Annotated in this window: 22 protein-coding genes; 15 read left to right on the top strand and 7 right to left on the bottom strand. The window is 74.8% G+C overall.

The window, feature by feature from the left end:
* Positions 1–86: 86 nt before the first annotated feature.
* The 3 genes from I598_RS07635 to I598_RS07625 are packed head-to-tail and all read left to right on the top strand — an operon-like array spanning position 87 to position 1,541.
* Positions 87–701, top strand: a complete 615-nt coding sequence (locus I598_RS07635; protein WP_232314328.1) for a LuxR C-terminal-related transcriptional regulator — start codon at positions 87–89, stop codon at positions 699–701.
* A gap of 43 nt (positions 702–744) precedes the next feature.
* Positions 745–1,182 carry a helix-turn-helix domain-containing protein gene (locus I598_RS07630; protein ID WP_068202446.1) on the top strand — a complete coding sequence of 146 codons (438 nt, stop codon included), beginning with the start codon at positions 745–747 and terminating at the stop codon, positions 1,180–1,182.
* A complete protein-coding gene (locus tag I598_RS07625; protein WP_083973040.1) occupies positions 1,179–1,541 on the top strand; it encodes a HepT-like ribonuclease domain-containing protein in 363 nt (120 codons plus the stop codon). The genes I598_RS07630 and I598_RS07625 overlap by 4 nt, the downstream gene beginning before the upstream one ends.
* Before the next feature lie 117 nt (positions 1,542–1,658).
* On the opposite strand, the gene I598_RS17600 is transcribed toward I598_RS07625, so the two are convergent.
* The 5 genes from I598_RS17600 to I598_RS07605 form a co-directional block, all read right to left on the bottom strand.
* Positions 1,659–1,814 carry a hypothetical protein gene (locus I598_RS17600; RefSeq protein ID WP_157557183.1) on the bottom strand — a complete coding sequence of 52 codons (156 nt, stop codon included), beginning with the start codon at positions 1,812–1,814 and terminating at the stop codon, positions 1,659–1,661.
* A 157-nt stretch (positions 1,815–1,971) separates the two neighbouring features.
* Entirely contained in the window at positions 1,972–2,691 is a 720-nt protein-coding gene (locus I598_RS07620; RefSeq protein WP_068202445.1) for a sirohydrochlorin chelatase, read from the bottom strand.
* 56 nt (positions 2,692–2,747) lie between these two features.
* Positions 2,748–4,031: a uroporphyrinogen-III C-methyltransferase gene (gene cobA, locus I598_RS07615; RefSeq protein ID WP_068202444.1), complete on the bottom strand. Its 1,284-nt coding sequence runs from the start codon at positions 4,029–4,031 to the stop codon at positions 2,748–2,750.
* A gap of 24 nt (positions 4,032–4,055) precedes the next feature.
* Complete coding sequence (locus I598_RS07610; RefSeq protein WP_068202443.1) at positions 4,056–4,937, bottom strand: phosphoadenylyl-sulfate reductase; 882 nt, start codon at positions 4,935–4,937, stop codon at positions 4,056–4,058.
* Positions 4,934–6,667, bottom strand: coding sequence for a nitrite/sulfite reductase (locus tag I598_RS07605; RefSeq protein WP_068202442.1), 1,734 nt, complete (start codon positions 6,665–6,667; stop codon positions 4,934–4,936). Before I598_RS07605 ends, I598_RS07610 begins: the two co-directional genes overlap by 4 nt.
* 373 nt (positions 6,668–7,040) lie before the next feature.
* Between I598_RS07605 and I598_RS07600 the strand changes: the two genes are divergently transcribed.
* The 5 genes from I598_RS07600 (at position 7,041) to I598_RS07580 (ending at position 10,209) form a co-directional block, all read left to right on the top strand.
* Positions 7,041–7,415 carry a hypothetical protein gene (locus I598_RS07600; protein ID WP_068202441.1) on the top strand — a complete coding sequence of 125 codons (375 nt, stop codon included), beginning with the start codon at positions 7,041–7,043 and terminating at the stop codon, positions 7,413–7,415.
* 113 nt (positions 7,416–7,528) lie between these two features.
* Positions 7,529–8,080, top strand: a complete 552-nt coding sequence (locus I598_RS07595; RefSeq protein ID WP_068202440.1) for a PadR family transcriptional regulator — start codon at positions 7,529–7,531, stop codon at positions 8,078–8,080.
* Entirely contained in the window at positions 8,077–8,883 is an 807-nt protein-coding gene (locus I598_RS07590) for an alpha/beta fold hydrolase (RefSeq protein WP_083973038.1), read from the top strand. The genes I598_RS07595 and I598_RS07590 overlap by 4 nt, the downstream gene beginning before the upstream one ends.
* A gap of 46 nt (positions 8,884–8,929) precedes the next feature.
* Positions 8,930–9,412 (top strand): DUF456 domain-containing protein, encoded by a 483-nt coding sequence (locus I598_RS07585; RefSeq protein WP_068202439.1) that lies wholly within the window; start codon positions 8,930–8,932, stop codon positions 9,410–9,412.
* 356 nt (positions 9,413–9,768) lie between these two features.
* A complete protein-coding gene (locus tag I598_RS07580) occupies positions 9,769–10,209 on the top strand; it encodes a GNAT family N-acetyltransferase (RefSeq protein WP_068205118.1) in 441 nt (146 codons plus the stop codon).
* Positions 10,210–10,221: 12 nt separating this feature from the next.
* On the opposite strand, the gene I598_RS07575 is transcribed toward I598_RS07580, so the two are convergent.
* Complete coding sequence (locus I598_RS07575; RefSeq protein ID WP_068202438.1) at positions 10,222–10,599, bottom strand: VOC family protein; 378 nt, start codon at positions 10,597–10,599, stop codon at positions 10,222–10,224.
* Positions 10,600–10,678: 79 nt separating this feature from the next.
* Complete coding sequence (locus I598_RS17380) at positions 10,679–12,316, bottom strand: DUF389 domain-containing protein (RefSeq protein WP_083973036.1); 1,638 nt, start codon at positions 12,314–12,316, stop codon at positions 10,679–10,681.
* 73 nt (positions 12,317–12,389) lie between these two features.
* Here I598_RS17380 and I598_RS07565 point away from each other — a divergent pair, with 73 nt between their 5' ends.
* From I598_RS07565 to I598_RS07535, 7 genes are all read left to right on the top strand, one after another.
* The gene (locus I598_RS07565) at positions 12,390–15,047 is read left to right on the top strand and encodes a UvrD-helicase domain-containing protein (protein WP_068202437.1); all 2,658 of its coding nucleotides are present in this window, start codon (positions 12,390–12,392) and stop codon (positions 15,045–15,047) included.
* 143 nt (positions 15,048–15,190) lie between these two features.
* Positions 15,191–17,164 carry an acyltransferase family protein gene (locus I598_RS07560; protein ID WP_083973034.1) on the top strand — a complete coding sequence of 658 codons (1,974 nt, stop codon included), beginning with the start codon at positions 15,191–15,193 and terminating at the stop codon, positions 17,162–17,164.
* A 286-nt stretch (positions 17,165–17,450) separates the two neighbouring features.
* Positions 17,451–19,118 (top strand): potassium-transporting ATPase subunit KdpA, encoded by a 1,668-nt coding sequence (kdpA, locus tag I598_RS07555; protein ID WP_068202436.1) that lies wholly within the window; start codon positions 17,451–17,453, stop codon positions 19,116–19,118.
* Entirely contained in the window at positions 19,115–21,292 is a 2,178-nt protein-coding gene (kdpB, locus tag I598_RS07550) for a potassium-transporting ATPase subunit KdpB (protein ID WP_083973032.1), read from the top strand. Before kdpA ends, kdpB begins: the two co-directional genes overlap by 4 nt.
* A 17-nt stretch (positions 21,293–21,309) precedes the next feature.
* Positions 21,310–21,993 (top strand): potassium-transporting ATPase subunit KdpC, encoded by a 684-nt coding sequence (kdpC, locus tag I598_RS07545; protein WP_083973030.1) that lies wholly within the window; start codon positions 21,310–21,312, stop codon positions 21,991–21,993.
* A 14-nt stretch (positions 21,994–22,007) separates the two neighbouring features.
* Positions 22,008–24,527: a DUF4118 domain-containing protein gene (locus I598_RS07540; protein WP_068202435.1), complete on the top strand. Its 2,520-nt coding sequence runs from the start codon at positions 22,008–22,010 to the stop codon at positions 24,525–24,527.
* Positions 24,524–25,216, top strand: a complete 693-nt coding sequence (locus I598_RS07535; protein ID WP_068202434.1) for a response regulator — start codon at positions 24,524–24,526, stop codon at positions 25,214–25,216. The genes I598_RS07540 and I598_RS07535 overlap by 4 nt, the downstream gene beginning before the upstream one ends.
* The last annotated feature ends 49 nt before the right edge of the window (positions 25,217–25,265 follow it).

Raw genomic sequence — 25,265 nt, 5'->3', positions numbered from 1 at the left:
TCGAACCCCGCCCCACCGACTCCGGCGGGAGCGCCCCCGGCCCGTCCGGTGCTGCCGTGCCCGTCGTCCTCGTGGACGACCACCACATGTTCCGCACCGGCGTGCGCGCCAGCCTGGACGCGCGCGTCGCCGTCGTGGGGGAGGCCGCCGACGTCGACGAGGCCGTCGCCGTCGTGCACGAGCACCGCCCGCCCGTCGTGCTGCTCGACGTCCACCTGCCCGGCGGCAGCGGCGGCGGCGGTGCCGAGGTGGTGCGGCGGTGCGCCGACCTGGGCGGCGCCACGCGGTTCCTCGCGCTGTCGGTGTCCGACGCCGCGGAGGACGTCGTGGACGTCATCCGCGCCGGGGCGCGCGGCTACGTCACGAAGAACATCTCGGCGTCCGACCTGTCGGGCGCCGTCGTCCGTGTCGCCGGCGGCGACGCCGTGTTCTCCCCGCGGCTCGCCGGGTTCGTCCTGGACGCGTTCGGCACCGCCGCCGGGGACGTCGCCGTCGCCGACGACGAGCTCGACCGGCTCTCCAAGCGGGAGCAGGAGGTCATGCGGCTCATCGCCCGCGGGTACACCTACCGCGAGGTCGGCGGCGACCTGTTCATCTCGGTCAAGACCGTCGAGACCCACGTGTCCGCCGTGCTGCGCAAGCTCCAGCTCTCCAACCGCAACGAGCTCACCCGCTGGGCGGCGGCACGCCGCCTCCTGTGACGGCTGCCGTCGGGGCGGGAGTTATCAGTGATAATGTCGCAGCGTGGTCGATCTCCGGGCGGAGCGGGAGGCGGCGGGCCTGACCCAGGCCCGCCTGGCCGAGCTCGCCGGCATCGCGCCGTCGAACCTGTCCGCCTACGAGTCGGGCAGGCGCGCCGCGTCGCCGGCGATGATCGCGCGGATCCGGCGCGCGACGGTACGGCCCTCGGACCGTCTGCGCGCCCACCGCGACGAGGTCGCCCGGATCGTCGAGCGCAACGGCGGCCGCAACCCGCGGGTCTTCGGCTCGGTGGCACGAGGTGAGGACACCCCGGCGAGCGACCTGGACCTCCTCGTGACCGTCCCGCCGGAGGCGGCCTGGACGTTCGTCTCGACGGGGCGCGAGCTCTCCGAGCTCCTGGGGGTCCACGTCGACGTCGTCAGCGAGGGCGGGCTGAAGGAGAAGCACCGCGCGATCCTCGACGAAGCCGTCCCGCTGTGACACCACGGACCGGGCGACTCCTGCGCGACCTGGTCGACCACGCCGACGCGGCGTCCCGGCTGGTCTCCCGGGGCCGAACCGCCTACGACGCCGACGAGATGCTGCGCTACGCGGGGGAGGACCTGCTCATCCGCCTGGGCGAGGCGGTGGCGCGCATCGATCGCGACGACTCGTCGTTCGTCGACCAGCACCCGGACCTCGGGCTCCGCCGCCTCAAGGACGCGCGCAACCTCGTGGCGCACGGGTACGACGTCGTGGACCCGGCCATCGTCTGGACCATCCTCGAGCGGCACCTCCCGATGGTCGCCGATCGTGTCCGCCGTCTGCTCGACGGCCCCGCCCGACCCGGAGGGGCTTGACCGCGGCTCATGGGCATCCCGCGCCGGTCGAGGTCGGCGCTCCTCCGTGCGTCGTGGCGGTCAGGCGCGCCAGTGACCCGAGGAGTCAGGTCAGAAGGTGCGTGTCCGGCAGGTACGTCACTCCCACGCGGCGAGCTCCTCGTCGTCGAGCGGGGAGAGGAGAGAGTCGTCCGGGAGCGTCAAGGGGAACCCGCCGAACTGACGTTCCGCGACCGGTTCGAGGTCGCACTCGGTCTGGCCGACGTGGTCAGGGCGATGCCGACGATCCGTCATCTCTCCTCCATGAAGGCGAGCCACAGCGTCCCGTCCAGGCGGACGTCGAACCCGTCTTCCGCGGCGGTGGCGAGCAGGCGGCCATCGCGTCGGGGAAGTCCGGGGTCGTCATGCCGCGACTGTCGCGCGCCCTGGGCGGGCGGGCAACCCGGTGGTGTCAGGCGGTGACCCGGGCGGCGGCGCGGTAGCGGTCGACGACGATCTCCACGAGCTCCGCGGGCGCCTCGGCGTCGGGCAGCAGCAGGGGAGGGGTGGTGACGTCGCCGCCCGCCTTCTCGGCGAGGGTCTGGAAGTAGCCGGGGGCCAGGAGGTAGCTCGCCACGACGACGCGGGCACCGGGGTGCTCGAAGCGGGTGGCGGCGACGACCTCGGCGAGCTGCGGGGTGGCGTTGGCGATGTACCCGACCCGCACGGGCAGGCCGGTGCGGGCGGCCAGGTGGGCGCCGGTGCGCTCGCAGTCGGCGACGGCGCGGGCGTCGGACGACCCGGCGGCGGCGAGCACGATCACGTCCCCGTCGGCGAGGCCGGCCGTGCGCAGGCGCCGCTCCAGGAGGTCGACGAGGCGTTCGTCGGGGCCCAGCGCCCCGGCGAGGATCACCTGCTGCCCGGTCGTGGCGACGGCGTCGACGTCCTCGCGCAGATCGACGTGCACGTGGAACCCGGCGGACAGCAGCAGCGGCACGAGCACCGTGGTGGTGTCCCGCAGGCCGGCCAGGCAGGCCGGGACGTCGGGCTGCTGGACGTCGACGAACCCGGCGTGCACCGGGGCCTCGTCGCCGAGGTGCTCCGCGACGGCGTCGACGAGGGTGGCGACGGCGCCCGCGCCCGTGGCGGACGAGGTGCCGTGCGAGATCGCGAGGAGGGTCGGGGCAGCCATGCCCGCCACGCTACGCCGTGGATCGGTCGTGGTGGTGTCGTGCACGTGACGACGTGTCACGCCTTGCTCACGGCCTCGGCGTCGCCGGTGTGAGCCGCCCAGCCGGGGGCGAGGCGCACCACGTCCCCGACGACGGTGACCGCGGGCGGGCGGACGTCGGCCGCGGCGGCCCGCTCGGCGATGTCGGCCAGGGTGCCGAACGTGGCGCGCTGGCGCGGGCCGTACCCGTCCTCGACCACGGCGACGGGGGTGTCGGCGGGCCGCCCGGCCGCGACCAGCGCGGCGGCGGTCGTCGCGAGGCGGGTGACACCCATGAGCAGCACGAGCGTGTGGTCCGCGCCGCCCGGCACGGAGCCCACGGCCTCGTGCGCGGTGAGGACGCTGAACCCGGCCGCCACCTGGCGGTGCGTCACGGGGATGCCGACGGCGGCGGGCACGGAGATCGCCGACGTCACGCCGGGTACGACCTCGACCTCGACGCCCGCGGCGCGGCACGCGGCCAGCTCCTCGCCGCCGCGGCCGAACACGTACGGGTCGCCGCCCTTGAGCCGCACCACGTCCCGCCCGGCGAGCGCGTGCTCCACCAGCAGCTCGTTGATGCGCTCCTGCGGCACAGGATGGTTCCCGGCGGTCTTGCCGACGTCGATCACCTCGACGTCGTCGGCCAGGGTGGTGAGCAGGTCGCGGGGGCCGAGCCGGTCCACGACGACGACGTCCGCGCTCGCCAGCAACCGCCGTCCGCGCCCGGAGACGAGGCCCGGAGCGCCAGGGCCGCCGCCGACCAGGGCCACCCGGCCGGGCCGGTCGGAGGGGCGCACCCGGCGCAGCGGCAGCTCGCCCGCGTCGAGGGACGCGGTGACGGCGTCGCGCAGCCGGGTCGCGCGGCGGGGGTCGCGTGCCGCGTGCACGGCGACGACGACCTCGGACGCGTCGGCGGACCCGCCGACGTGCGCCTCGACGGCACCGAGGGGGGTGTCGTCGAGGCGCGCGACCGCGGGTACCCAGGCGGTGGCGGCGTCGGCGTCGGACGCCACGACGCAGAACGTGCGCGCGTCCTCCGCGTCGCGCGCCACGGCCGCGTCGACGTCGGGCACGCCGGTGGCGGTGTGCACGAGCCAGGCGCCGTCGAGGTCGCCGGACGCGTACGGGCGCGCGACGTGCTCGACGTCGCCGGACGCCGCGAGGGGCTCCAGGGCGTCGGTGAGCCCGGGCGCGACGACGCGCACGCGGGCGCCCGCCTCGAGGAGGCCACGGGTGCGCCGCGCCGCGACCGGCCCGCCGCCGACGACGACGACGAGCCGGCCGCGCACGCGCAGGCCCAGGGGGTACAGGTCGGTCACGTCTCGATCTTCACGCTCGGAGGGTCAGATGTGCAGGCCGCACTCGGTCTTGTCCACGCCCGACCAGCGGCCGGCGCGGGAGTCCTCCCCGGCCGACACCCGACGGGTGCAGGGCTCGCAGCCGATCGACGGGTAGCCGTCGTTGAGGAGCGGGTTGACCGTCAGCCCGTGGCGCAGCGCGTAGCCGACGAGCCGGTCGTCGTCCCACGCCGCGATCGGGTTGATCTTCACCAGGTTGTTGTTGTGGTCGAAGGTCACCAGCGGGGCCTTGGCCCGGGTGCCGGAGTCCGCGCGCCGCAGGCCCGTGGCCCACGCCTCGTACCCGCCGAGGATCTCGCGCATCGGCTCGACCTTGCGCATCCGGCAGCAGGACTCGGGGTCGCGGGCGAACAGGTCGGCGCCGTACGCCTCGTCCTGCTCGGCGACGCTGAGCCGCGGCCGCACGTCGACCACGGTGACGTCGATCGAGTGCGCGACGGCGTCGCGGGTGCCGAGCGTCTCGGCGAAGTGGTAGCCGGTGTCCCCGAACAGCACGTCCACCCAGGGGAGCTGGCGGCTCACCAGGTAGGACAGCACGGAGTCGGTCATGGACGACGCGACGGCGAGGGAGTCGCCGAACTGCTCGACGGCCCAGGCGATGACCTCCTCGGCCGACGCCTCGTCCGCGGCGCCGATCCCGGACCCGCCGAGCTCGGCCTGGCCGCGCCGGGCGATCTCGGACAGCTCGGAGATCGAGCGCCGACGACGCTCCCGCCCGTCGACGCGGGCGTTGCGGCGCGCGCGGGACTGCTCGCGCAGGGCGGCCTTGCGGCGCGCCTCGGCCGCGAGCCCGGCGAGCGAGGAACCCTCGCCGCCGGTGCGGGCGTGGGTCGGGGCGACGCCGAGGGCGACGGGGACGGCGCTCATACCAGCGCCTCCTCGTCGGCCCGGAGCGCCCACGAGGCGAAGGTCTCGCCCGCGGCACGCTCGTCGGCGAACCGGCGCACGATCCGCTCCACGTAGTCCGCGACCTCCGTGGACGGGACCTTGAGGCCGCGCACGGTACGGCCGAGGCCGCCCGCGTCCTGGCCCTGCCCGGCGAGGCTGCCGCCCAGGTGCACCTGGAAGCCCGGCATCTGCTCACCGTCGACCGTGATGATCTGTCCCTTGAGCCCGATGTCGGCCGTCTGGATGCGGGCGCACGAGTTGGGGCAGCCGTTGACGTAGAGTCCGATCGGCACGTCGAGGGTCTCGGTGACGTCCGACAGGCGCTGCTCGAGGTCGGCGATGACGCCGGCCGCGGTGTCCTTGGTGTCGACGATGGCGAGCTTGCAGAACTCGATGCCGGTGCAGGCCATGGTGGAGCGGCGGAACAGCGACGGGCGGGCGGTGAGGCCCAGCGGCTCCAGGCCGTTGACCAGCTCGTCGACGCGGTCCGCGGGGACGCCGAGGACCACGATCTTCTGGTGGGCCGTGAGGCGCGCGGCGTCGGCGCCGACCTTCTCGAGGAGGTCCGCGAGGCCGGACAGCGTGTTGCCGCCGACGCGCCCGACGACGGGGGCGGCGCCCACGTAGAACCGGCCGTCCTTCTGCTCGTGCACGCCCACGTGGTCGCCGGGGCGGGTGGCGGGCGCGGGCGGAGGGCCGTCGGGCAGCTCGTAGCCGAGGTACTCGTCCTGCAGCACCTGGCGGAACTTGGCGGGACCCCAGTCGGCGAGCAGGAACTTCAGGCGGGCCTTGTTCCGCAGCCGCCGGTAGCCGTAGTCGCGGAAGATGCTGGCCACACCCTCCCAGACGGCGGGCGCCTGCTCGGGGGTGACGAACGCTCCGAGGCGCTCGCCCAGCCGGGGCGCGGTGGACAGGCCGCCGCCGACCCACAGGTCGAAGCCCGGACCGAGCTCGGGGTGCACGACGCCGACCAGCGAGATGTCGTTGATCTCGTGCGCGACGTCCAGGCTCGGGTGGCCCGAGATCGCCGTCTTGAACTTGCGGGGCAGGTTCGCGAGGTCCGGGTTGCCGATGAACTGCCGCTTGATCTCGCGGATCACGTCGGTGGCGTCGAGGATCTCGTCGGTGGCGACGCCGGCGACCGGGCTGCCGAGGAACGGGCGGGGCGAGTCGCCGCACGCCGTCGTCGTCTCCAGGCCGACGGAGTCGAGACGGCGCCAGATCTCCGGCATGTTCTCGACCTCGATCCAGTGGTACTGGATGTTCTGCCGGTCGGAGATGTCGGCGGTGCCGCGGGCGAACTCCGCGGAGATGCCGCCCAGGACGCGCAGCGCCTCGGGGGACAGGGCGGCGCCGTCGGAGCGCACGCGCAGCATGAAGTAGCGGTCCTCGAGCTCGTGGGGCTCGAGCGTGGCGGTGCGGCCGCCGTCGATGCCGGGCTTGCGCTGCGTGTACAGGCCCCACCAGCGGAACCGGCCGTGCAGGTCGTCGTCGGCGATGGAGTCGAAGCCGTCGCGGGCGTAGATCGTCTCGATGCGCTCGCGCACCTCGAGGGGCGGGCCCTCCTGCTTGAACTCCTCGTTGTGGTTCAGGGGGGTCGTGCCGTCGACCTTCCACTGCCCGTTCGGTCGGGCGGCGCGTGCCGGCCGGGCCGGGCGTGCCGGTGCCTCGGCGGCCGTGGCGTCAGGGGTCGTGGTCTGCGTCGTCATGTGGGGGGAGATCCTCGGGTCCTCGGGGGGCGGGACGCGCGACGACGGGTGCTCAGCGGGACGGGCCGAGACCGACGGCGCGCGCCGGTGCTCAGGTCCGCGGTGTGCGGGTCGGGCTGAGGTGGGGCGCGATCAGCGACAGCAGCACTGACAGCTGCGCAGGCACATGCGCAGGCACGCCGACATCTCGCGACGAGTCGCGAGGGGGGAGGGCGCAGCCGTGGTCATGAGGAGAAATCTAACCCGCGCCGACCGGCCGAGGGAACCCTTCGTCCACATCGTGGGATGCTCTCACGATGTGAGACTTGTGAAATGTGTCGCAACCCGACGAGCGGGTATCTGACACCGGTGTCACCTCGATACGCTGACCCCCATGGAGTTCGTCTACAACCTGCTCGCGTTCCTGCACTTCGTCGGCTGGGCGATCGTCCTGGGCGGCTACCTCGTCTCCCTGCGCAGCCCCGGCCTGTACCGCGGCGTGTTCCACGGTGCGCTCGCCGCGCTGGTCGGTGGTGTCGGCATGGTCGGCGTCGCCGAGGCGAGCGGCATGTGGGACGACGGCGGCCCCGACATGGCCAAGATCGCCGTCAAGCTCACCTTCGCCCTGGTCATCGCCGTCCTGGCGTTCGTGGCCAAGCGGCAGGGCGCCAAGGGTGACAACGGCACCGGTGCCGTCGCCCCCGGCGTCAAGCACGCCATCGGCGCCCTGACGCTCGTGAACATCGTCGTCGCCGTCTTCTGGAACTGACCCGCGCACGCCCGCAGACCCCCCGCCCGGCGCCCCGCGACCTCTGGTCGCGGGGCGCCGTCGTCGTTCCCGGAACCCTTGACGACCTTCTAGGTGCATGGTCCACTAGTCGCATGGTCCTTCGGTTCCTCGTGCTCGGGCTCCTCAGCGTGCAGCCCATGACGGGCTACGACCTCAAGCGCGCCTTCGACCACAGCGTCCGGCACTTCTGGGCCGCCGACCGCTCGCAGCTCTACCGCACCCTCGCCGCCCTCGTGGCGGCCGGGCACGCCGACGTCGAGGTCGTCGCCCAGGAGAGCTACCCCGACCGCAAGGTCCACCACATCACCCCCGCCGGGCGGGTGGCCCTGCGCGACTGGCTGGCCTCGCCGCTCGAGGTCGAGGACCAGCGCGACCCGTTCCTCGGCCGCGTGTTCTTCGGCGACGCCCTCGACGACGACGCCCTCGCGGACCTGTTCGCCGCGCGCCGCCGCCAGGCCGAGGCGATGCTCGAGGCCCTCACCGCGGAGGACGCGCGGGTCACCGCCGAGCTCGCCGCCCAGGCCGCCGGTGCCCCCGCCGACCGCGGCCTCGCCCTGCGGCTCGCCACCCTGCGCAGCGGCCTCGCCCACGCCCGCACCGAGCTCGCCTGGCTCGACGAGACCGCCCGCGAGGTGCTCCCGTGACCGCCGCCGGGCACCACCCGGCCACCCGGGACGGCGCGCCCGGCACCGAGCAGGCCGGCGTCGTGCTGCTGCACGGCGGCAACGTCGCCTCGTGGATGTGGGAGCCGCAGGTCGAGGCCCTCGCCGACCTCGACCTCTGGACCCCCGACCTGCCCGGCTTCGGCACCCGCTCCGCGGAGACCCCGGCGTCCCTCGACGCGGTGGCCGACGACGTCGCCGGCCTCGTGGAGCGGCTCCGTGCCGACCGGCCCGGGCGCGCGGTGCACGTCGTCGGGCTGTCCCTCGGCGGCGTCGTCGCGCTGCGGGTCGCCGCGCGGCACCCCGGGCTCGTGACGTCCGTGCTCGCGTCCGGGGCCGTCGTCGACGGCGTCCACGGGGTGGCGGGCGCCGCGGGTCGCCTCCAGCTGAAGGTGTGGGACAGGCCCTGGTACTGGCGCGCCCAGGCGAGGGTCATGGGGATCCCGGCCGACGCCCGCGAGACGTTCGTCCGCACCGGTCTGGGGATCCGCCGCGCCACCATGGAACGGCTGGTCGACGACGTGTACCGCACGCCCTGGCCCGACGGCATCGAGTCGTCCGGTGCCCGCGTGCTCGCCGTCGCAGGGTCCCGGGACATGCGTCCGGCCCGCCGCGCCCTGCGCACCGTGCAGCGGCGCGTGCCCGGCGCCGTCGTCCGCCTCGCCCCCGGCCTGCACCACCAGTGGAGCGCCGAGGATCCCGACCTGTTCTCCGCGATGATCCGCTCCTGGGTGCTCGACGGCGTCCCGCACCCCGCGCTCGACGTGCTGCCGCCCGCCCGCTGACCCCGCTCGTCCCGTCGCCGGTCCGCGGCGTGGGATGGTGTGCCCCATGAGCGCCCTCGGTGAAGTCCTCGTCGGCCTGGCCATCGCCGTCGGGCTGGTCGGCATCGTCGTGCAGATCCTGCCCGGCAACGCGCTGACCTTCACCGCGATCCTCATCTGGGCGTGGATGACCGGCGGCACCGCCGCCTGGGTGTGCTTCGCCGTCGCCGCCCTCGCCATCGGGCTCGCCGAGCTCGGCCAGTGGCTGCTCGCCGGACGCCACATGCGCCGCGCCGAGGTCCCCTGGGGCGTGCTGGCCGTCGGCGGCCTCGCCGGTGTCGTCGGGTTCTTCGTTGTCCCCGTCGTCGGCCTCTTCCTCTTCTTCACCGCTGCCGTGATGATCCTCGAGTACCTGCGCCGCCGCGACGCCCGCGCCGCCTGGCGCGCCACCGTCGCCGCCCTCCAGGCCATGGCCATCACCATCGGCGTCCAGCTCCTCGGCGGTCTCGTCGCCGCCGGGGCGTGGGTCGTCGGTCTGCTCGTCACCTGACCGGGGGAGTCGTGGACGTCGAGACGATGACGGACGCCGAGGTGGCCGAGGGCTACCTCCGGTGCACGCCGCGGAACTCCGAGCAGCGCGGTCCCGACGTCGTCGTACCTCACGCATCACGGCACGATGCGTGACAAGGGTCGGCCCGCCGTCGATCTGGGCCGCGGAACCTCGCGCATGGCGGCACCATGCGTGAGACACCGCAGCGTGACGTCGATCCCCGCTGCGGAAGCTCACGCATCCCGAAGCAGGGTGAGCGACGGCGGAGCACACGGTCCCGATGGACGGCCGAGTGCTGTCGGCCGGGACGTCGACGGACGCGGACCCGAGGCCGTGACCCGTGCGAGCATGTGCGCGTGCAGATCCTCGTGCAGACCCTCGACGCCCTCGACCCCCGCACCGCGTACGGGATGTGGCGGTTGCGGCAGGACGTGTTCGTCGTCGAGCAGGAGTGCGCGTACCCCGACCTGGACGGACGCGACCTGGAGCCCGGGACCCGGCACGTGCTGCTGCTGGACGACGGTCGCGTGGTCGGGACGGCCCGCGTGCTGGACGACGGTGACACCCAGCGCATCGGTCGCGTCGTCTGCCACCCCGACGTCCGGGGGACCGGCGCGTCGGGCGACCTGATGCGGGCCGCCGTCGACGCCGCGACGCACGCCGCGCCGGACCAGGACGTCGTGCTGGGCGCGCAGTCCCCGCTGGTCGGGTTCTACGGGCGGTTCGGGTTCGTCGCGGACGGCCCGGAGTACCTGGAGGACGACATCCCCCACACCCCGATGCGCCTGCGGCGCTGAGCGCCCGGGTCGTCAGGCCGGCGGCTCCAGGACGTACAGGATGTTGCCGTCCAGGTCGCGCAGGTGGAACATCGGCGGCGCCGTCTCCCACAGGAGCAGATCCCCGACGTCGACACCCGCGGCGGCGAGGGCGGCGTGGTCCGCGGCGGCGTCCGTCGAGACGAGCCGGATCCCCGTGTCCCGGCCGGCGGGGAAGTCGGCGTCGGCGTGGACGAGTGCGAGGTGCACGGCCGCACCCGGTGGTGCGACCTCGAGCCAGCGGAAGCCCTCGGCAAGGAGCGCGTCGAGCCGGACCTCCAGCCCCAGCGTGCTGGTGTAGAACCGCAGGGCGGCGTCCTGGTCACGCACCGGGATCGCGACGGCGTGCAGGGTGGTGAGGTGCGTGGTCATGGTCCGGTCCGTCCCCGCCGCGGGTGCGGCGTCGTGGGGTGGACCGGGTGGGGGGCCGGGACTCATCGGTCCGTGACGTTCACCCCGCCGCGGGCAGCCGTTCGGTGACGACGGGCGTGACGGCGACCTCGACGGCCCACGAGCCGTCCAGGGCGTCGTCGAGAGCGGTGCGCAGGTCCTCCAGGGACGGCAGGTCGTCGGACGCGCCGGTGAGGGCGACGGAGACGGTGTCGCCCGCGACGGTGACGTCGGCCAGCCGCAGGCCGGTGTCGTCGCCGAGCCAGGTGGTGACGACGTCCTGCGCCGTGCGCTGCTGGCCGGTGGTGGTGAGCAGCCCGTCGGTCGTGAGCAGCAGGGGCAGCAGGATGAGCAGCGCCGCGGCGACGAACGGGGCGAGCGTCAGGGCGATCCGTCGTCCGCCACGCCGCAGGGCGGCCGGGTCCGCGACGCCCATGAGGACGAACACGGCCGCGGCGGACAGCACGATCGAGACGAAGTTCGTGCCGAACAGCAGCAGGGCGCCCGCGGCGTCGTCGGGGCGACCCGCACCGAGGGCCACCCCGACGACGGACAGCGGGGGCACCAGCGCGACGGCGATGGCCACGCCTCCGAGCGAGGACGCGACCCGGCGGTCAGCCGTCGCGAACGCCCCCGCCGCGCCGGCGGCCAGCGCGACCAGCATGTCGAGCAGCGTCGGGTCGACCCGCGAGGAGATCTGCGAGTTGCTGTCGAACGGCACCACGGCAGGGACCCACGACGAGATGACGAACGCGAGCCCGACCGCCACGACCACACCCGCGACGATCAGGCCGAGGGAGCGCAGCGTGCGGGCCGCCCAGCCGCTGACCAGCGCGGCGGAGAGCCCGAGGATCGGCGTCATGAGGGGCGCCACCAGCATCGCGCCGATGACCACGGCCGTGGAGTCCTGCAGGACGGCGAGCGTCGCGATGGCGACGCTCAGCACGAGCATCGTCCACCAGGCGATCCGCTTGGCGGCCACCTCGGGACGTTCCAGGTAGAGCTGGCCCGCGAGGTCGTCGCGGCTCGCGTCGCCGACGTCGACGTGCTCGACCCAGGACCACAGGATCTCGGTGAACGTGGGGTAGAGGCCTTCCGGCCGGGGGACCAGCCCGGTAGCGATCCGGTAGCCGTACGCGAGCGTGATGGTGCCGCCCACGACCGCCGCGAGGCCGACGACGGCGGCGATCCAGTCGATGTAGACCGCGGGCGTGGCGATGAGCAGCACGGCGAAGGCCAGCCCGACGGCACCGGCCGCGTAGCGGGGCGCGCGGCGCCCGCGGTCCCGGCTCACCACGGCCAGCAGCAGGGTGAGCAGGCTGCGCAGCAGCAGGAACACCGTGCCGAGCACGATGACGGCCTCGAGGGCGTCCTGGCTGTCCAGGAGGAACACGAGCGCCAGCGCGATCGCGGCGACGCCCCGCAGCGCGGCGGTGACCCGGGTCGCGGTGCGCAGGTGGCGGCGCCGCGCGGTGACCCACACGTCGTTGGCGCCCGACACGAGCAGCCCGACGCTCAGCAGGGCCTCGGTGAGGTCGTGCGAGAGCGACGGTACGAGCACGAGGACGAGCCCGACGCCCAGGGCGACCGCGCCGCCGACGGTCGAGGGGTTGACGAGACCGCGCGGGTGCGCGAGCAGGGCCGCGAACGACGTCGGCGGTTGCTGCGGCGCGGTCCCGGCCGACGGCGTCTGACTCATGGCCGCAAGATAGCCGCGCACGGCGGCGTCGGCGCGTCCGGATGTCCCCGGCACCGCCTACGCTGGGACAGCCATGACTTCGCTCTTCGACAGCCTCTCCCTGCCCGGTCTCGACCCTGCCCGGGCGAGCGGCACCGCGCCCCTGCCCACGACCGCCCCGCGGTGGGACGACGACGCCGCGGCGCCCGACTGGGTGCCGCGCGCCGCCGGCGGCGACGTCGTGCACGACACCAGGGACGCCGCCGCCGAGGAGGAGGCCGCGGCGCTGCTGGACGGGCTCAACCCGGCCCAGCGGGACGCCGTCGTGCACGCCGGGTCGCCGCTGCTCATCGTGGCGGGCGCCGGGTCGGGCAAGACGCGCGTCCTGACGCACCGCATCGCGCACCTGCTGGCGACGCGCCGGGCCCGGCCCGGGCAGATCCTCGCGATCACGTTCACGAACAAGGCCGCGGCGGAGATGCGGGAGCGCGTCGAACAGCTCGTCGGCCCGGCGGCGAGCCGCATGTGGGTGTCCACGTTCCACTCGGCGTGCGTACGGATCCTGCGGCGCGAGGCCAAGACCCTCGGGCTGCGGTCCAGCTTCTCCATCTACGACGCCGCGGACTCCCAGCGCCTCATCACGCTGGTGTGCCGCGAGCTCGACCTCGACATCAAGAAGTACCCGCCGCGGTCGCTCGCGAACAAGATCAGCGACCTGAAGAACGAGCTGGTCGACCCGGACGCGTACGCGCAGCGGTCCGCGTCCGACGTCCCCGCGACGGGCTGGCGCGAACGGGCGCTCGCAGGCGGCGGCCTGGCGGACGGCGGCGACCGGTTCGACGCCGTCCTGGCCGACGTGTACCGCCGCTACCAGGCGCGTCTCGCACAGGCGCACGCCCTGGACTTCGACGACATCATCATGACGACGGTCAACCTGCTGCAGGCGTTCCCGGCCGTCGCCGAGCACTACCGGCGCCGGTTCCGGCACATCCTCGTCGACGAGTACCAGGACACGAACCACGCGCAGTACGTGCTGGTGCGCGAGCTCGCCGGCGTCCCCGCGAGCGGCGAGCCGTCGGAGGGCGGCGGTGCGGGTGACGGCTACGTCCTGGAGCCCGCCGAGCTGACGGTGGTCGGCGACGCCGACCAGTCGATCTACGCGTTCCGCGGCGCCACGATCCGCAACATCGTGGAGTTCGAGGAGGACTACACCGACGCGCGCACGATCCTGCTGGAGCAGAACTACCGCTCGACTCAGAACATCCTGTCGGCCGCCAACGCGGTGATCGCCCGCAACGTGGGACGCCGGGAGAAGCGGCTGTGGACGGACGCCGGGCCGGGGGAGAAGATCGTCGGCTACGTCGCCGACGACGAGCACCACGAGGCGAGGTTCGTCGCGCAGGAGATCGACCGCCTCGGCGACGCGGACGGCGTCCGCCCCGGCGACGTCGCGATCTTCTACCGGACGAACGCCCAGTCGCGGGCGCTGGAGGAGGTGCTGATCCGTGTCGGGCTGCCGTACAAGGTGGTCGGCGGCACGCGCTTCTACGAGCGCAAGGAGGTCAAGGACGCCGTCGCGTACCTGCGGGCGCTGTCCAACCCGGACGACGACGTCTCGGTGCGCCGGGTGCTGAACGTGCCCAAGCGCGGCCTGGGGGACCGGGCGGAGGCGCTGGTCGCGGGGTTCGCCGACGCCGGGCGCATCTCGTTCGGTGCTGCGCTCGGGCGGGTCGACGAGATCCCCGGCATGACGACCCGCACCCTGAAGCCGTTGCGGGCGTTCGCCGAGATGATGGCGGAGCTGGGCGCGATGGTGACCGACGGCGCGACCCCGGCCGAGGTGCTGGGTGCCGTGCTGGACCGCACCGGCTACCTCGCCGAGCTGCGCGCCAGCGACGACCCGCAGGACGCCTCCCGCGTGGAGAACCTCGCCGAGCTGCACGCCGTGGCCGCCGAGTTCACGGAGGCCGACCCCGAGGGCGACCTGGGCGACTTCCTGGAGCGCGTGTCGCTGGTCGCGGACGCCGACCAGATCCCCGCGGAGGACGTCGCCGACGGCGGCGCCGAGCACGAGCACGACGCCGAGCCGGTCGAGGACCCGGGCGTCGTCACCCTCATGACCCTGCACACCGCCAAGGGGCTGGAGTTCCCGGTCGTGTTCCTCACCGGCCTGGAGGACGGCACGTTCCCCCACATGCGGTCCCTGCACGACGACGGCGAGCTCGCCGAGGAGCGGCGCCTCGCCTACGTGGGCATCACCCGGGCGCGACAGCGGCTGTACCTGTCGCGGGCGGGCACCCGGTCGGCGTTCGGCATGGCGAACGAGTTCCCGCCGAGCCGGTTCCTCGAGGAGATCCCCGCCGACCTGCTGGACTGGCGGCGGGCCGAGTCCGCGACGCAGACCTTGCGGCGCGGCGTCTCCGCGTGGGGCGGCGGCGCCCGAGCGAGCCAGGGCGGCGGGTGGACCGGCGGCTCGGGGGCGACGTCGGGCCGGGTCACGACCCGCCGCGAGACCCCCCGCGCGGCGCCGGCGAGCAGCGGGACGAGCGCGAGCTTCGGGTCGGCCGCCCCGCGCCAGGACGCCGACATCCCGTCGTTGAGCGTGGGGGACAAGGTCACCCACGACGCGTACGGCGTCGGGCGGGTCGTCGCGCTGGAGGGCACCGGGCACAACGCGGTCGCCCGCATCGACTTCGGCGCGGACGGCACCAAGCGGCTGCTGCTGCGGTTCAGCCCCGTCACCAAGCTCTGACCTCCCCGTCGGGCCCGCCCGGCACCGTCGCGGCGGCGGCGGGCGACGCCCGTCGCGCGCCTCCCGCACGTCGCCGCGGTCCGGCGCTAGCGTGACCGGCGACGGCGCGTCGTGGGACGTGCCCCCTGGTCGCAGGAGCGCCCATGGTCACGGAGGTCGGGTCGGAGCGCACGTCGCTCGACCGCGCCCCCGGCAGCGCTCCCGAGCGGCCGTCGTCGGCCCGCCGGCCCTCCGCCCCGCACCGAGCGCGCGCGGCGGACGGACCCGCGCCGTGGGCCGAGCGGTCCACGACCGCGAGCCGACGCCCACCGACCGGTGGGGGGTCGGAGCGGGTCGTCGGTCTCGACGCGCTGCGCGCGCTCGCCGTCCTGCTGGTCGTCGCCTACCACGTGGCGCCCGCGGCGCTCCCCGGCGGCTTCGTCGGCGTCGACGTGTTCTTCGTCGTCAGCGGGTTCCTCATCACCACGCTGCTGCTGCGCGAGCTGTCCGGCACCCGCCGGATCCGGTTGCGCGAGTTCTGGCGCCGCCGGGCCCGCCGGCTGCTGCCCGCGCTCGCCGTGGTCGTCGTCGTGAGCGTCCTCGCGGCGCGGGTCGTCGCACCCGACCTCCTCGTCGGGGTGGGCCGGCAGGTGCTCGGCGCCGCGACGTTCAGCACCAACTGGCTGGAGGTCGCCGCGGGCCAGAGCTACTTCGACGCCACGCAGCCCGTGCTCTTCCAGACCTTCTGGTCGCTGGCCGTCGAGGAGCAGTTCTACCTGGTGTGGCCGCTGCTGCTCGTGCTGCTCATCGTGCTGACCCCGACGACGCGCTCCCGGGTGCGGGTCGTCGCCGTCGGCGCCGCCGCCTCCGCCGTCGCCATGGCGGTGCTGCTCGACCCCGGCGACCCGACCCGCGTCTACTACGGCACCGACACGCACGCGTTCGGCCTGCTGCTCGGGGCCGCCGCGGCGCTGCACCGGGGCACGGGCGCCCGGCTGCTGCCCGGCAGGAGCGCCCGCTGGGCCGTCCCGGCAGGGTTGGCCGGCCTCGGCGTCCTCACCCTGACGGCGCACACCGACACCGCGTGGCCGTACCGCGGCGGGATCCTCGCCGCGTCGCTGCTCGCCCTGCTGCTCGTCGCCCGCTGCGCCGACGCCACGACCGACGCCCTGATCGCCGGACGGCGCGGCCCTGGCGCGCGGCTCGCGGAGTCGGCACCCGTGGTGTGGGTGGGGACCCGGTCCTACGGCCTGTACCTGTGGCACTGGCCCGTGCTCCTGCTCGTCGACGCCGTGGTGGCGGCCCAGCCCGGCACCGTGCCGTGGTGGCGCGGCACGGTGGTCGCGCTCGGCGTCACCGTGCTCGCGGCCGCCGCGTCGTACCGGTGGGTCGAGACGCCGATCCGGCGCGACGGCTTCCGGGGGACCGCGGCGAGGGTCCGCACGGCGGTCGCCACGACCGGACGGCGCGTCACCCGTGCGCGGGTGCTCGCCGGCGCCGCGGGGCTCGCGGTCGTGGTCACGGGGGCCGTGGTCGTCACCGCACCCGGGACGTCGCAGGCGCAGCTCGCGATCGAGCAGGGCCAGGCGATGATCGTCCGGGCGTCGGTCCAGGACCCGACGAGGGAGGCGGCCCGGCCTGCCGAGAAGGTGACCGGCGACCGGATCTCGGCGTTCGGCGACTCGGTGCTGTCCGGGGCGGCGCCCGCCCTGTTCGAGAAGTTCCCGGGCATCGCGATCGACGGTGAGCCGATCCGCAAGTGGGTCGACGCCCCGGCGATCGTCCGCGCGGCGGAACGGCGGGGCGAGCTCCGCGACGTCGTGGTGCTCCAGTTCGGCACGAACGGCGGGTTCGCGTGGGACGGCGCCGTCGACGCCTTCGAGGAGGTCCTGGACGTCGTCGGCCCGGACCGGGACGTCGTCGTGTTCGCCGTCGTCGGCGTCAGCGACTGGGTGCCCGGCACGAACCGGACGCTCGACGAGATCGCCGCGCGCCACGACAACGTCCACGTCGCGCCGTGGGACGACGTCGTCCGGGACCGGCCCGGCCTGCTGCACGCCGACCGGACCCACCCCGACGTCGACGGCACGTCCGCCTACGCCCGGCTGCTGAGGAAGACCCTCGCGCAGATCGACTGAGTCCCGGTCGCTGCTGCCGACGTCAGGGTCCCGTCAGAGCGCCCGCCCAGGGTGTCAAGGACCCGTCAAGACCGGCGGGAAGGGCCGCGCCGGCGACTAGACCAGGACGTATGAGCGATCTCGCCTACGTCCTGCTCACCGTCGCGTTCTTCGCCACGGTCGCCCTCGTCGCCCGTCGGAGGTCCGCGTGACCGTCCTCGACGCCGTCTTCCTGACCACCATGGTCGTCACCCTGGGCTACCTGCTCGTCGTGATGCTCCGCGACGGACGGGAGCGCTGACGCCCGATGAGCACCGACGTCCTCGCCGCCGTCGGGCAGGTCCTCCTGCTCGTGGCGATGCTCGCCGCGGCCCACGCGCCCCTGGGTGCGTACATGGCCCGCGTCCACTCGACCTCCCGGCACTGGCGCGCGGAGAAGCTCTGGTACCGCGCCGTGCGCGTCGACCCCGACGCCGAGCAGCACTGGCGCACCTACCTCCTGTCCGTCCTCGGGTTCTCCCTCGCCTCCGTCCTCGCCCTGTACTCCCTCGGACGCCTCCAGGCGCACCTGCCGTGGAACCTCGGGTTCACCGGCCTGGACCCCGCCGGCGCCTGGAACACCGCGGTCAGCTTCACCACGAACACCAACTGGCAGTGGTACTCCGGCGAGGCCGCCGCGGGGCACCTGCTCCAGATGGCCGGCTTCGCCGTCCAGAACTTCGTCTCCGCGGCCGTCGGCCTCTCCGTCGCGATCGCGCTCGTGCGGGGCTTCGCCCGCTCGGGCACCGACGCGCGGATCGGCAACTTCTGGACCGACCTCACGCGGTCCGTCACCCGGATCCTCCTGCCGATCTCGTGCGTCGCCGCCCTCGTCCTCGTCGGCGCCGGCGTCGTGCAGAACCTCGACCCCCACACCGCCGTCACCACGCTCGGCGGCGGCACCCAGCACCTGCTCGGTGGCCCCGTCGCCTCCCAGGAGGCCATCAAGGAGCTCGGCACCAACGGCGGCGGCTTCTTCAACGCGAACTCCGCCCACCCCCTCGAGAACCCGACCCCCTGGACCAACCTCCTCGAGATCTTCCTGCTCCTGCTGATCCCCACCGCCCTGCCCCGCACCTTCGGGATCCTGGTCGGCGACCGCCGCCAGGGCTGGGCGGTCCTCGGCGTCATGGTGACGCTCCTGGTCGGGGCCGTCGCCCTCGTCACCTGGGCCGAGCTGGCCGCCCCCGGCACCGCCCCGCAGCTCGCCGGCGCCGCCACCGAAGGCAAGGAGACCCGGTTCGGCATCGCCGCGAGCGCCCTGTTCGGCGCCGCGACGACCGGCACGTCGACCGGCGCCGTCAACGCGATGCACGACTCGTTCACCGCGCCCGGCGGCGGAGTGCTGCTCTTCGAGATGCTGCTCGGCGAGGTCGCGCCCGGCGGCGTCGGTGCCGGCCTCTACGGGATGCTCGTGCTGGCCATCCTGGCGGTGTTCGTCGCCGGGCTCATGGTGGGCCGCACCCCGGAGTACCTCGGCAAGAAGATCGGCCGCGGCGAGATGACGCTCGTGGCGCTGTACGTCCTGGTGACGCCTGCCGTGGTCCTGGTCGGCACGGCCGTCGCGGTGTCCACCGGTGCGGGGCAGGCCGGCATCCAGGAGTCGGGACCGCACGGCCTGTCCGAGGTGCTGTACGCGTTCGCGTCGGCCGGCAACAACAACGGGTCCGCGTTCGCCGGCCTGGCGACCGGCACCCCCTTCTACAACACCCTGCTCGGCCTGGCGATGCTCGTCGGACGGTTCGTGCCGATCGCGCTCGTCCTGGCGCTCGCGGGGCGGCTCGCCTCGCAGCGCACCGTCCCGGCGTCCGCCGGCACGCTGCCGACCCACCAGCCCTTGTTCGTCGGCCTCGTGACCGCGGTCGCGCTGGTCGTCGTGGGTCTCACGTTCGTCCCCGTCCTGTCCCTCGGTCCCGTCGCGGAGTCCCTGTCATGACCAGCACCACCGTCCACCGCCCCGGCCGTCTGCCGGGAGACCTCCCCGCCCCGGACGGCCCCGGGCGGTCGCGTCCCCGCCGCAGCAGTGCCCTGTCCTGGGCGCAGGTGCGGGCCGCACTGCCCGGAGCCGTGCGGGGCACGGACCCGCGCCGGCTGTGGCGCACCCCCGTGCTGCTCGTCGTCGAGGTCGGTGCGGCGGCCACCACCGTCCTGGCCGTGCTGGAGCCCAGCGTGTTCGCGTGGGTGGTCACGGCCTGGCTGTGGGCGACCGTCCTGTTCGCGACGCTGGCCGAGTCGATCGCGGAGGCACGCGGCCGGGCGCAGGCGTCCACGCTGCGGGCCACGCAGGAGCAGACGACGGCCCGCAAGCTGCAGGCCGCCGTCGGCGACCTGCGCGGGCTGCGCGCCGACGAGGTCCCGAGCGTCGAGGTGCCGTCCGCCGCCCTGCGGGTGGGCGACCTCGTGGAGGTCCGGGCCGGGGAGACGATCCCCGGCGACGGCGACGTCGTGGACGGCGTCGCGTCGGTCGACGAGTCCGCGATCACGGGGGAGTCGGCGCCGGTGGTCCGGGAGTCGGGCGGAGACCGCAGCGCGGTCACCGGAGGCACCGTCGTGCTGTCCGACCGGATCGTCGTGCGGATCACCACGCCTCCCGGCCACACGTTCGTGGACCGGATGATCGCGCTGGTCGAGGGCAGCGAGCGGCAGCGCACCCCGAACGAGGTGGCGCTCAACCTGCTCCTCACCGCGCTCACCGCGGTGTTCGTGCTGGCGGTGGCGACGCTGCAGCCGTTCGCCGCCTTCTCGGGCGGCCGCCAGGACGTCGTGGTGCTGGTCGCGCTGCTGGTGTGCCTCGTCCCGACGACGATCGGCGCGCTGCTGTCGGCGATCGGCATCGCGGGCATGGACCGCCTCGTGCAGCGCAACGTCCTGGCGATGTCGGGGCGTGCGGTCGAGGCCGCGGGCGACGTCGACGTCCTGCTGCTCGACAAGACCGGCACCATCACGTACGGCAACCGGCGCGCGGTGGCGGTGCTGCCCGTGGAGCCCGCCGCCGAGGCGGAGCTCGCCGCGGCAGCACGGCTCGCGTCCCTCGCGGACGACACCCCGGAGGGTCGCAGCATCGTCGAGCTGGTCGACGCGCGCGCCGGTGGCGGGTTCGGCGGTGGCCTGCCCGGCGGTGCGGAGCTGGTGCCGTTCACCGCGCAGACCCGCATGTCCGGGGTGGACCTGCCGGTCGGCGGCGACGGCGCCGACGGGAGCGTGCGCCGGTTGCGCAAGGGCGCCGCCTCGGCGGTCACCGCCTGGGTGCGCGGCACCGGAGCCGACCTGGGCGCCGACGTCGCCGCGCGGCTCGCCGAGCACGTCGACGGGGTGTCCCGCACCGGGGGCACGCCGCTCGTCGTCGCGGAGCAGGTCGGTGACGGCCCGGCCCGCGTGCTCGGCGTCGTCCACCTCAAGGACGTCGTCAAGCAGGGCATGCGCGAACGTTTCGACGAGCTGCGGGCGATGGGCATCCGCACCGTCATGGTGACGGGCGACAACGCCGTGACCGCCCGTGCCATCGCCGCCGAGGCGGGCGTCGACGACGTCCTCGCGGAGGCCACCCCGGAGGACAAGCTGGCCCTCATCCGGCGCGAGCAGTCCGGCGGGCGCCTCGTCGCCATGGCGGGCGACGGCACGAACGACGCCCCGGCGCTCGCCCAGTCGGACGTCGGGGTGGCGATGGCGTCCGGGACGTCGGCGGCCAAGGAGGCCGGCAACATGGTCGACCTCGACTCCGACCCGACGAAGCTCATCGAGATCGTCGAGATCGGCAAGCAGCTGCTCATCACGCGCGGCGCCCTGACGACATTCTCCGTGGCGAACGACGTCGCGAAGTACTTCGCGATCCTGCCCGCCATGTTCTCCGGGCTGTTCCCGGGCCTGGCGGTGCTCAACGTCATGGGCCTGTCGAGCCTGCAGTCGGCGATCGTCTCCGCGGTGGTGTTCAACGCGCTGATCATCCTCGTGCTCGTGCCCCTCGCGCTGCGCGGCGTGCGGTACCGGCCGTCGTCGGCGTCCGCCCTGCTGCGACGCAACCTGCTCGTCTACGGGCTCGGCGGGCTCGTGGTGCCGTTCGTCGGCATCAAGGCCGTCGACCTCGTCGTCTCGCTGCTGCCCGGCCTGTGAACCCCGGAGGAACCCCCATGACCACCCCGACCCACGTCACCGGGCGCGGCACGCTGCTCGCCCACACCCTCGCGGGCGCTCGCGTCCTGCTCGGCTTCACCCTCCTGCTGGGGCTCGCGTACCCGCTCGCCGTCACCGGTGCGGGCCAGGCGCTGTTCGGCTGGCGGGCCGACGGCTCCTTGGTCACCGCGACGGGCGAGCCCACCCGCGACCGGGCCGAGGCCGTCGGCTCCGCGCTCGTCGGTCAGCCGTTCGACGGCGAGCAGTGGTTCCACCCGCGCCCGTCCGCCGCGGGCGACGGCTACGACACCCTCGCCTCGGGCGGGTCGAACCTCGGGCCCGAGAGCCCCGAGCTGGTCGACGCGATCACCGACCGGCGGGCCGCCGTCGCGGCCACCGAGGGCGTCGACCCCGCCGCGGTGCCCGCCGACGCCGTCACCGCGTCCGGCTCCGGCCTCGACCCGCACATCAGCCCCGACTACGCGGCGCTCCAGGTCGACCGGGTCGCCGCCGCGCGCGACCTCGACCCCGCCGTCGTGCGGGCCCTCGTGGCCGAGCACACCACCGGGCGCACGCTCGGCGTCCTCGGCGACGTCCGGGTCGACGTCCTCGGGCTCAACCTCGCGCTGGAGAACCAGGCCGGCAGGCCGGCGGACGGCACGACCGGGGACGCCGCGTCCGGGGCGCCGGACCACGGGTGACGGACAATGCCCGCATGACCGCACAGCCGTCCGCGGGGCGGCGCCGGGGGAGGCTCACCGTCTACCTCGGCGCCGCACCCGGCGTGGGCAAGACCTTCGCCATGCTCGACGAGGCCGAGCGTCGTCGGACCCGCGGCACCGACGTCGTCGTCGGGCTCGTCGAGACCCACGGCCGCGCCGGGACGGCCGCCAAGCTGGGGGACCTGGAGGTCGTGCCCCGCCGCGCGGTCGACCATCGCGGCGCCACCCTCACCGAGCTCGACGTCGACGCGGTCCTCGCCCGCGCGCCCGAGGTGGTGCTCGTCGACGAGCTCGCGCACACCAACGCCCCCGGCTCCGCGCACCCCAAGCGCTGGCAGGACGTGCACGTCCTCCTCGACGCCGGGATCGACGTGGTCACCACCGTCAACGTCCAGCACCTCGCGTCGCTCACGGACGACGTCGAGGCCATCACCGGGGCGCGCCAGCGCGAGACCGTGCCCGACCAGGTCGTGCGCGACGCCGACCAGATCCAGCTCGTCGACCTGTCCCCGCAGCAGCTGCGCCGTCGGCTCGCGCACGGCAACGTGTACCGGCCCGAGCAGATCGACGCCTCCCTCGGCCGGTACTTCCGCGAGGGCAACCTCACGGCGCTGCGCGAGCTCGCGCTGCTGTGGCTCGCCGACCGCGTCGACGACGCCCTCACCCGCTACCGGGCCGACCACGACATCGCCGGCACCTGGCCCGCGCGGGAGCGTGTCGTCGTCGCCGTCACCGGCGGGGACGAGTCCGAGACCCTGCTGCGCCGTGCCGCGCGCATCGTGCAGCGGGCCGCCGGGTCCGAGCTGCTCGCCGTCCACGTGCTCCCCACCGACGGTCTGCCGGCGGCACCGCCCGCCGCGATCGCCGCCCAGCGCGCGCTGGTCGAGGCGCTCGACGGCACCTTCCACACGGTCGTGGGGGAGGACGTCCCCTCCGCGGTCGTCGACTTCGCCCGCGGCGTCAACGCGACCATGATCGTCGTCGGCGTCTCCCGGCACTCCCGCTGGCGGCAGGCGCTGCTCGGGTCGTCCAGCGCCGAGATCGCCCGGCTGTCCGGCGCGATCGACGTGCACCTCGTCACCCACGAGCACGCCCGGCGCGGCGCCCGCCGCGCCGCGCGTCCGTCGTCGCTGTCGGCCCGGCGGCGCGCCGTGGGCTGGGCGGTCGCGCTGCTGGCGCCGGTCACGCTCACCCTCGGGCTCCTCGCCCTCGGCTCCGCCGACGACTCCCTGTCCACCGAGCTGCTGCTGTTCCTCGCCGGGGTGGTCGCCGTCGCGCTCGTCGGCGGGCGCCGGCCCTCCGTCGCCGCCGCCGTCGCCTCGTTCCTCTGCCTGAACTGGTTCTTCACCGAGCCGACCGGCCGGCTGACGATCGCCGAGCCCGAGAACGCGCTGGCGCTGGTCGTGTTCGTGCTGGTCGCCGTGGCCGTCGCCTCGGTCGTGGACCTCGCCGCCCGGCGCAGCGAGCAGGCCTACCGTGCCCGGGCGGAGGCGTCGACGCTCGCCGCGCTGTCACGCTCCGTGCTGTCGGGGGAGGACACCGCCCTCGCCGTCGTGGAACGGCTCGCGACGACCTTCGGCCTGGAGGAGGTGCGGCTGGAGCACCGCGCCGACGAGCGGGCCGCCTGGGACGTCGTGGCCTCCACCCGGCGGGGCCCCGGCACGGGGTCCCGGGACGTCACGGAGGTGCGCGTCGACGACACCCGCCGGCTCGTCCTCGTCGGGCGGCCCCTGCCCGCCGGTGACCGGCAGGTGCTGGAGGCGTTCGGCAGCCAGACGGCGATCGTCCTGGAGCATCGGCGGCTGCGCGAGCAGGCGGCCGCCGCCACCGAGCTCGAGCACGCCGAGGCCACCCGCACCGCGCTGCTCGCCGCCGTCTCCCACGACCTGCGCACCCCGCTGACCGCGATCCGCACCGCTGTCGACGGGCTCGCCGCACCCGACGTCGACCTCGACCCGGAAGACACCGACGCCCTGACGGCCACCATCCAGGAGTCCACCGGGCGGCTCGAACGGCTCATCGACAACCTGCTCGACCTGTCGCGCCTCCAGACAGGGTCGGTGCGACCCGTGCTGCGGGCCACGTCGCTGGAGGAGGTCGTGCCGCTCGCCGTCGAACCCTGGCTCGCCGACGTCGTCCTGGACGTCCCCGAGGACCTCCCGCTCGTGCGCACCGACGGCGGGCTCCTCGAGCGGACCGTCGCGAACCTCGTGTCGAACGCCGTGCGACACTCGCCGGCAGGCGTCCGGGTCGCGGCGTCCGCCACCGGCACGGAGGTCGAGGTGCGCGTCGTCGACACCGGGCCCGGGGTGCCCGACGACCGGAAGGGGAGCATGTTCCAGCCGTTCCAGCGGCTCGACGACACGGGGACTGGCCTGGGTCTCGGGCTCGCCGTCGCCGACGGGCTCGCCCGCGCCGTCGGCGCCACCGTCACCGCGGAGGACACCCCCGGCGGCGGACTCACCATGCTCGTCACCGTGCCCCGCGCCGACGCCCCGGAGGGACGTCCGTGACCGGGCACCGCGTGCTCGTCGTGGACGACGACGCCGGGCTCGCCCGCGCGCTCGCCATCAACCTGCGCGCGCACGGCTGGGACGTCACCGTCGCCGGGACCGGCGCGGCCGCCCTCGACGCCGCCGCCGGCGCCCGCCCCGACGTCGTCGTGCTCGACCTCGGCCTGCCCGACATGTCGGGGCTCGACGTGCTCGCCGGCATCCGCGGCTGGAGCAGCGTGCCCGTGGTCGTGCTGTCGGCGCGCCAGCTCGGGGAGGACAAGGTCGACGCGCTCGACGCCGGCGCCGACGACTACGTGACCAAGCCGTTCGCCATGAACGAGCTGCTCGCCCGGCTGCGGGCCGCCGTGCGCCGGGCCGCGCCCGCCGACACGGCCGGTCCGGGCGACCCCGTCGTCGAGGCCGGCCGTCTGCGCATCGACCTCGCGCGCCGCGTCGTCGAGCGGGACGGCGTCGAGGTGCGGCTCACGCCCACCGAGTGGTCGCTGCTGGAGGTGCTGGTGCGCCACCGCGGCCGCATGGTCGGCCGCCAGCAGCTCCTGCACGACGTCTGGGGGCCGGGCTACGACCACGAGACCAACTACCTGCGCGTCTACACCGCCCAGCTGCGCCGCAAGCTCGAGGACGACCCCTCCGCGCCCCGGCACCTGCTCACCCATCCCGGGGCCGGGTACCGGTTCGAGGCCTGAGTCAGCGCTGGTGGGCGCGAGTCAGCGCGGGCCGGCGCGCGTGCCGGGG

It is taken from the genome of Isoptericola dokdonensis DS-3, assembly GCF_001636295.1.
GTDB classification, from domain to species: domain Bacteria; phylum Actinomycetota; class Actinomycetes; order Actinomycetales; family Cellulomonadaceae; genus Isoptericola; species Isoptericola dokdonensis.
This window is presented reverse-complemented; position numbering and strand designations above follow the sequence as displayed.

Coding starts and splice junctions, on each gene's coding strand:
- kdpA (WP_068202436.1), top strand. CDS start 17,451: ATGAGCACCGACGTCCTCGCCGCCGTCGGGCAGGTCCTCCTGCTCGTG.
- I598_RS07605 (WP_068202442.1), bottom strand. CDS start 6,667: ATGACGACGCAGACCACGACCCCTGACGCCACGGCCGCCGAGGCACCG.
- I598_RS17380 (WP_083973036.1), bottom strand. CDS start 12,316: ATGAGTCAGACGCCGTCGGCCGGGACCGCGCCGCAGCAACCGCCGACG.
- I598_RS17600 (WP_157557183.1), bottom strand. CDS start 1,814: ATGACGGATCGTCGGCATCGCCCTGACCACGTCGGCCAGACCGAGTGC.
- I598_RS07585 (WP_068202439.1), top strand. CDS start 8,930: ATGAGCGCCCTCGGTGAAGTCCTCGTCGGCCTGGCCATCGCCGTCGGG.
- I598_RS07565 (WP_068202437.1), top strand. CDS start 12,390: ATGACTTCGCTCTTCGACAGCCTCTCCCTGCCCGGTCTCGACCCTGCC.
- I598_RS07635 (WP_232314328.1), top strand. CDS start 87: ATGTTCCGCACCGGCGTGCGCGCCAGCCTGGACGCGCGCGTCGCCGTC.
- I598_RS07575 (WP_068202438.1), bottom strand. CDS start 10,599: ATGACCACGCACCTCACCACCCTGCACGCCGTCGCGATCCCGGTGCGT.
- I598_RS07610 (WP_068202443.1), bottom strand. CDS start 4,937: ATGAGCGCCGTCCCCGTCGCCCTCGGCGTCGCCCCGACCCACGCCCGC.
- I598_RS07620 (WP_068202445.1), bottom strand. CDS start 2,691: ATGGCTGCCCCGACCCTCCTCGCGATCTCGCACGGCACCTCGTCCGCC.
- kdpB (WP_083973032.1), top strand. CDS start 19,115: ATGACCAGCACCACCGTCCACCGCCCCGGCCGTCTGCCGGGAGACCTC.
- I598_RS07540 (WP_068202435.1), top strand. CDS start 22,008: ATGACCGCACAGCCGTCCGCGGGGCGGCGCCGGGGGAGGCTCACCGTC.
- I598_RS07595 (WP_068202440.1), top strand. CDS start 7,529: ATGGTCCTTCGGTTCCTCGTGCTCGGGCTCCTCAGCGTGCAGCCCATG.
- kdpC (WP_083973030.1), top strand. CDS start 21,310: ATGACCACCCCGACCCACGTCACCGGGCGCGGCACGCTGCTCGCCCAC.
- I598_RS07600 (WP_068202441.1), top strand. CDS start 7,041: ATGGAGTTCGTCTACAACCTGCTCGCGTTCCTGCACTTCGTCGGCTGG.
- I598_RS07560 (WP_083973034.1), top strand. CDS start 15,191: ATGGTCACGGAGGTCGGGTCGGAGCGCACGTCGCTCGACCGCGCCCCC.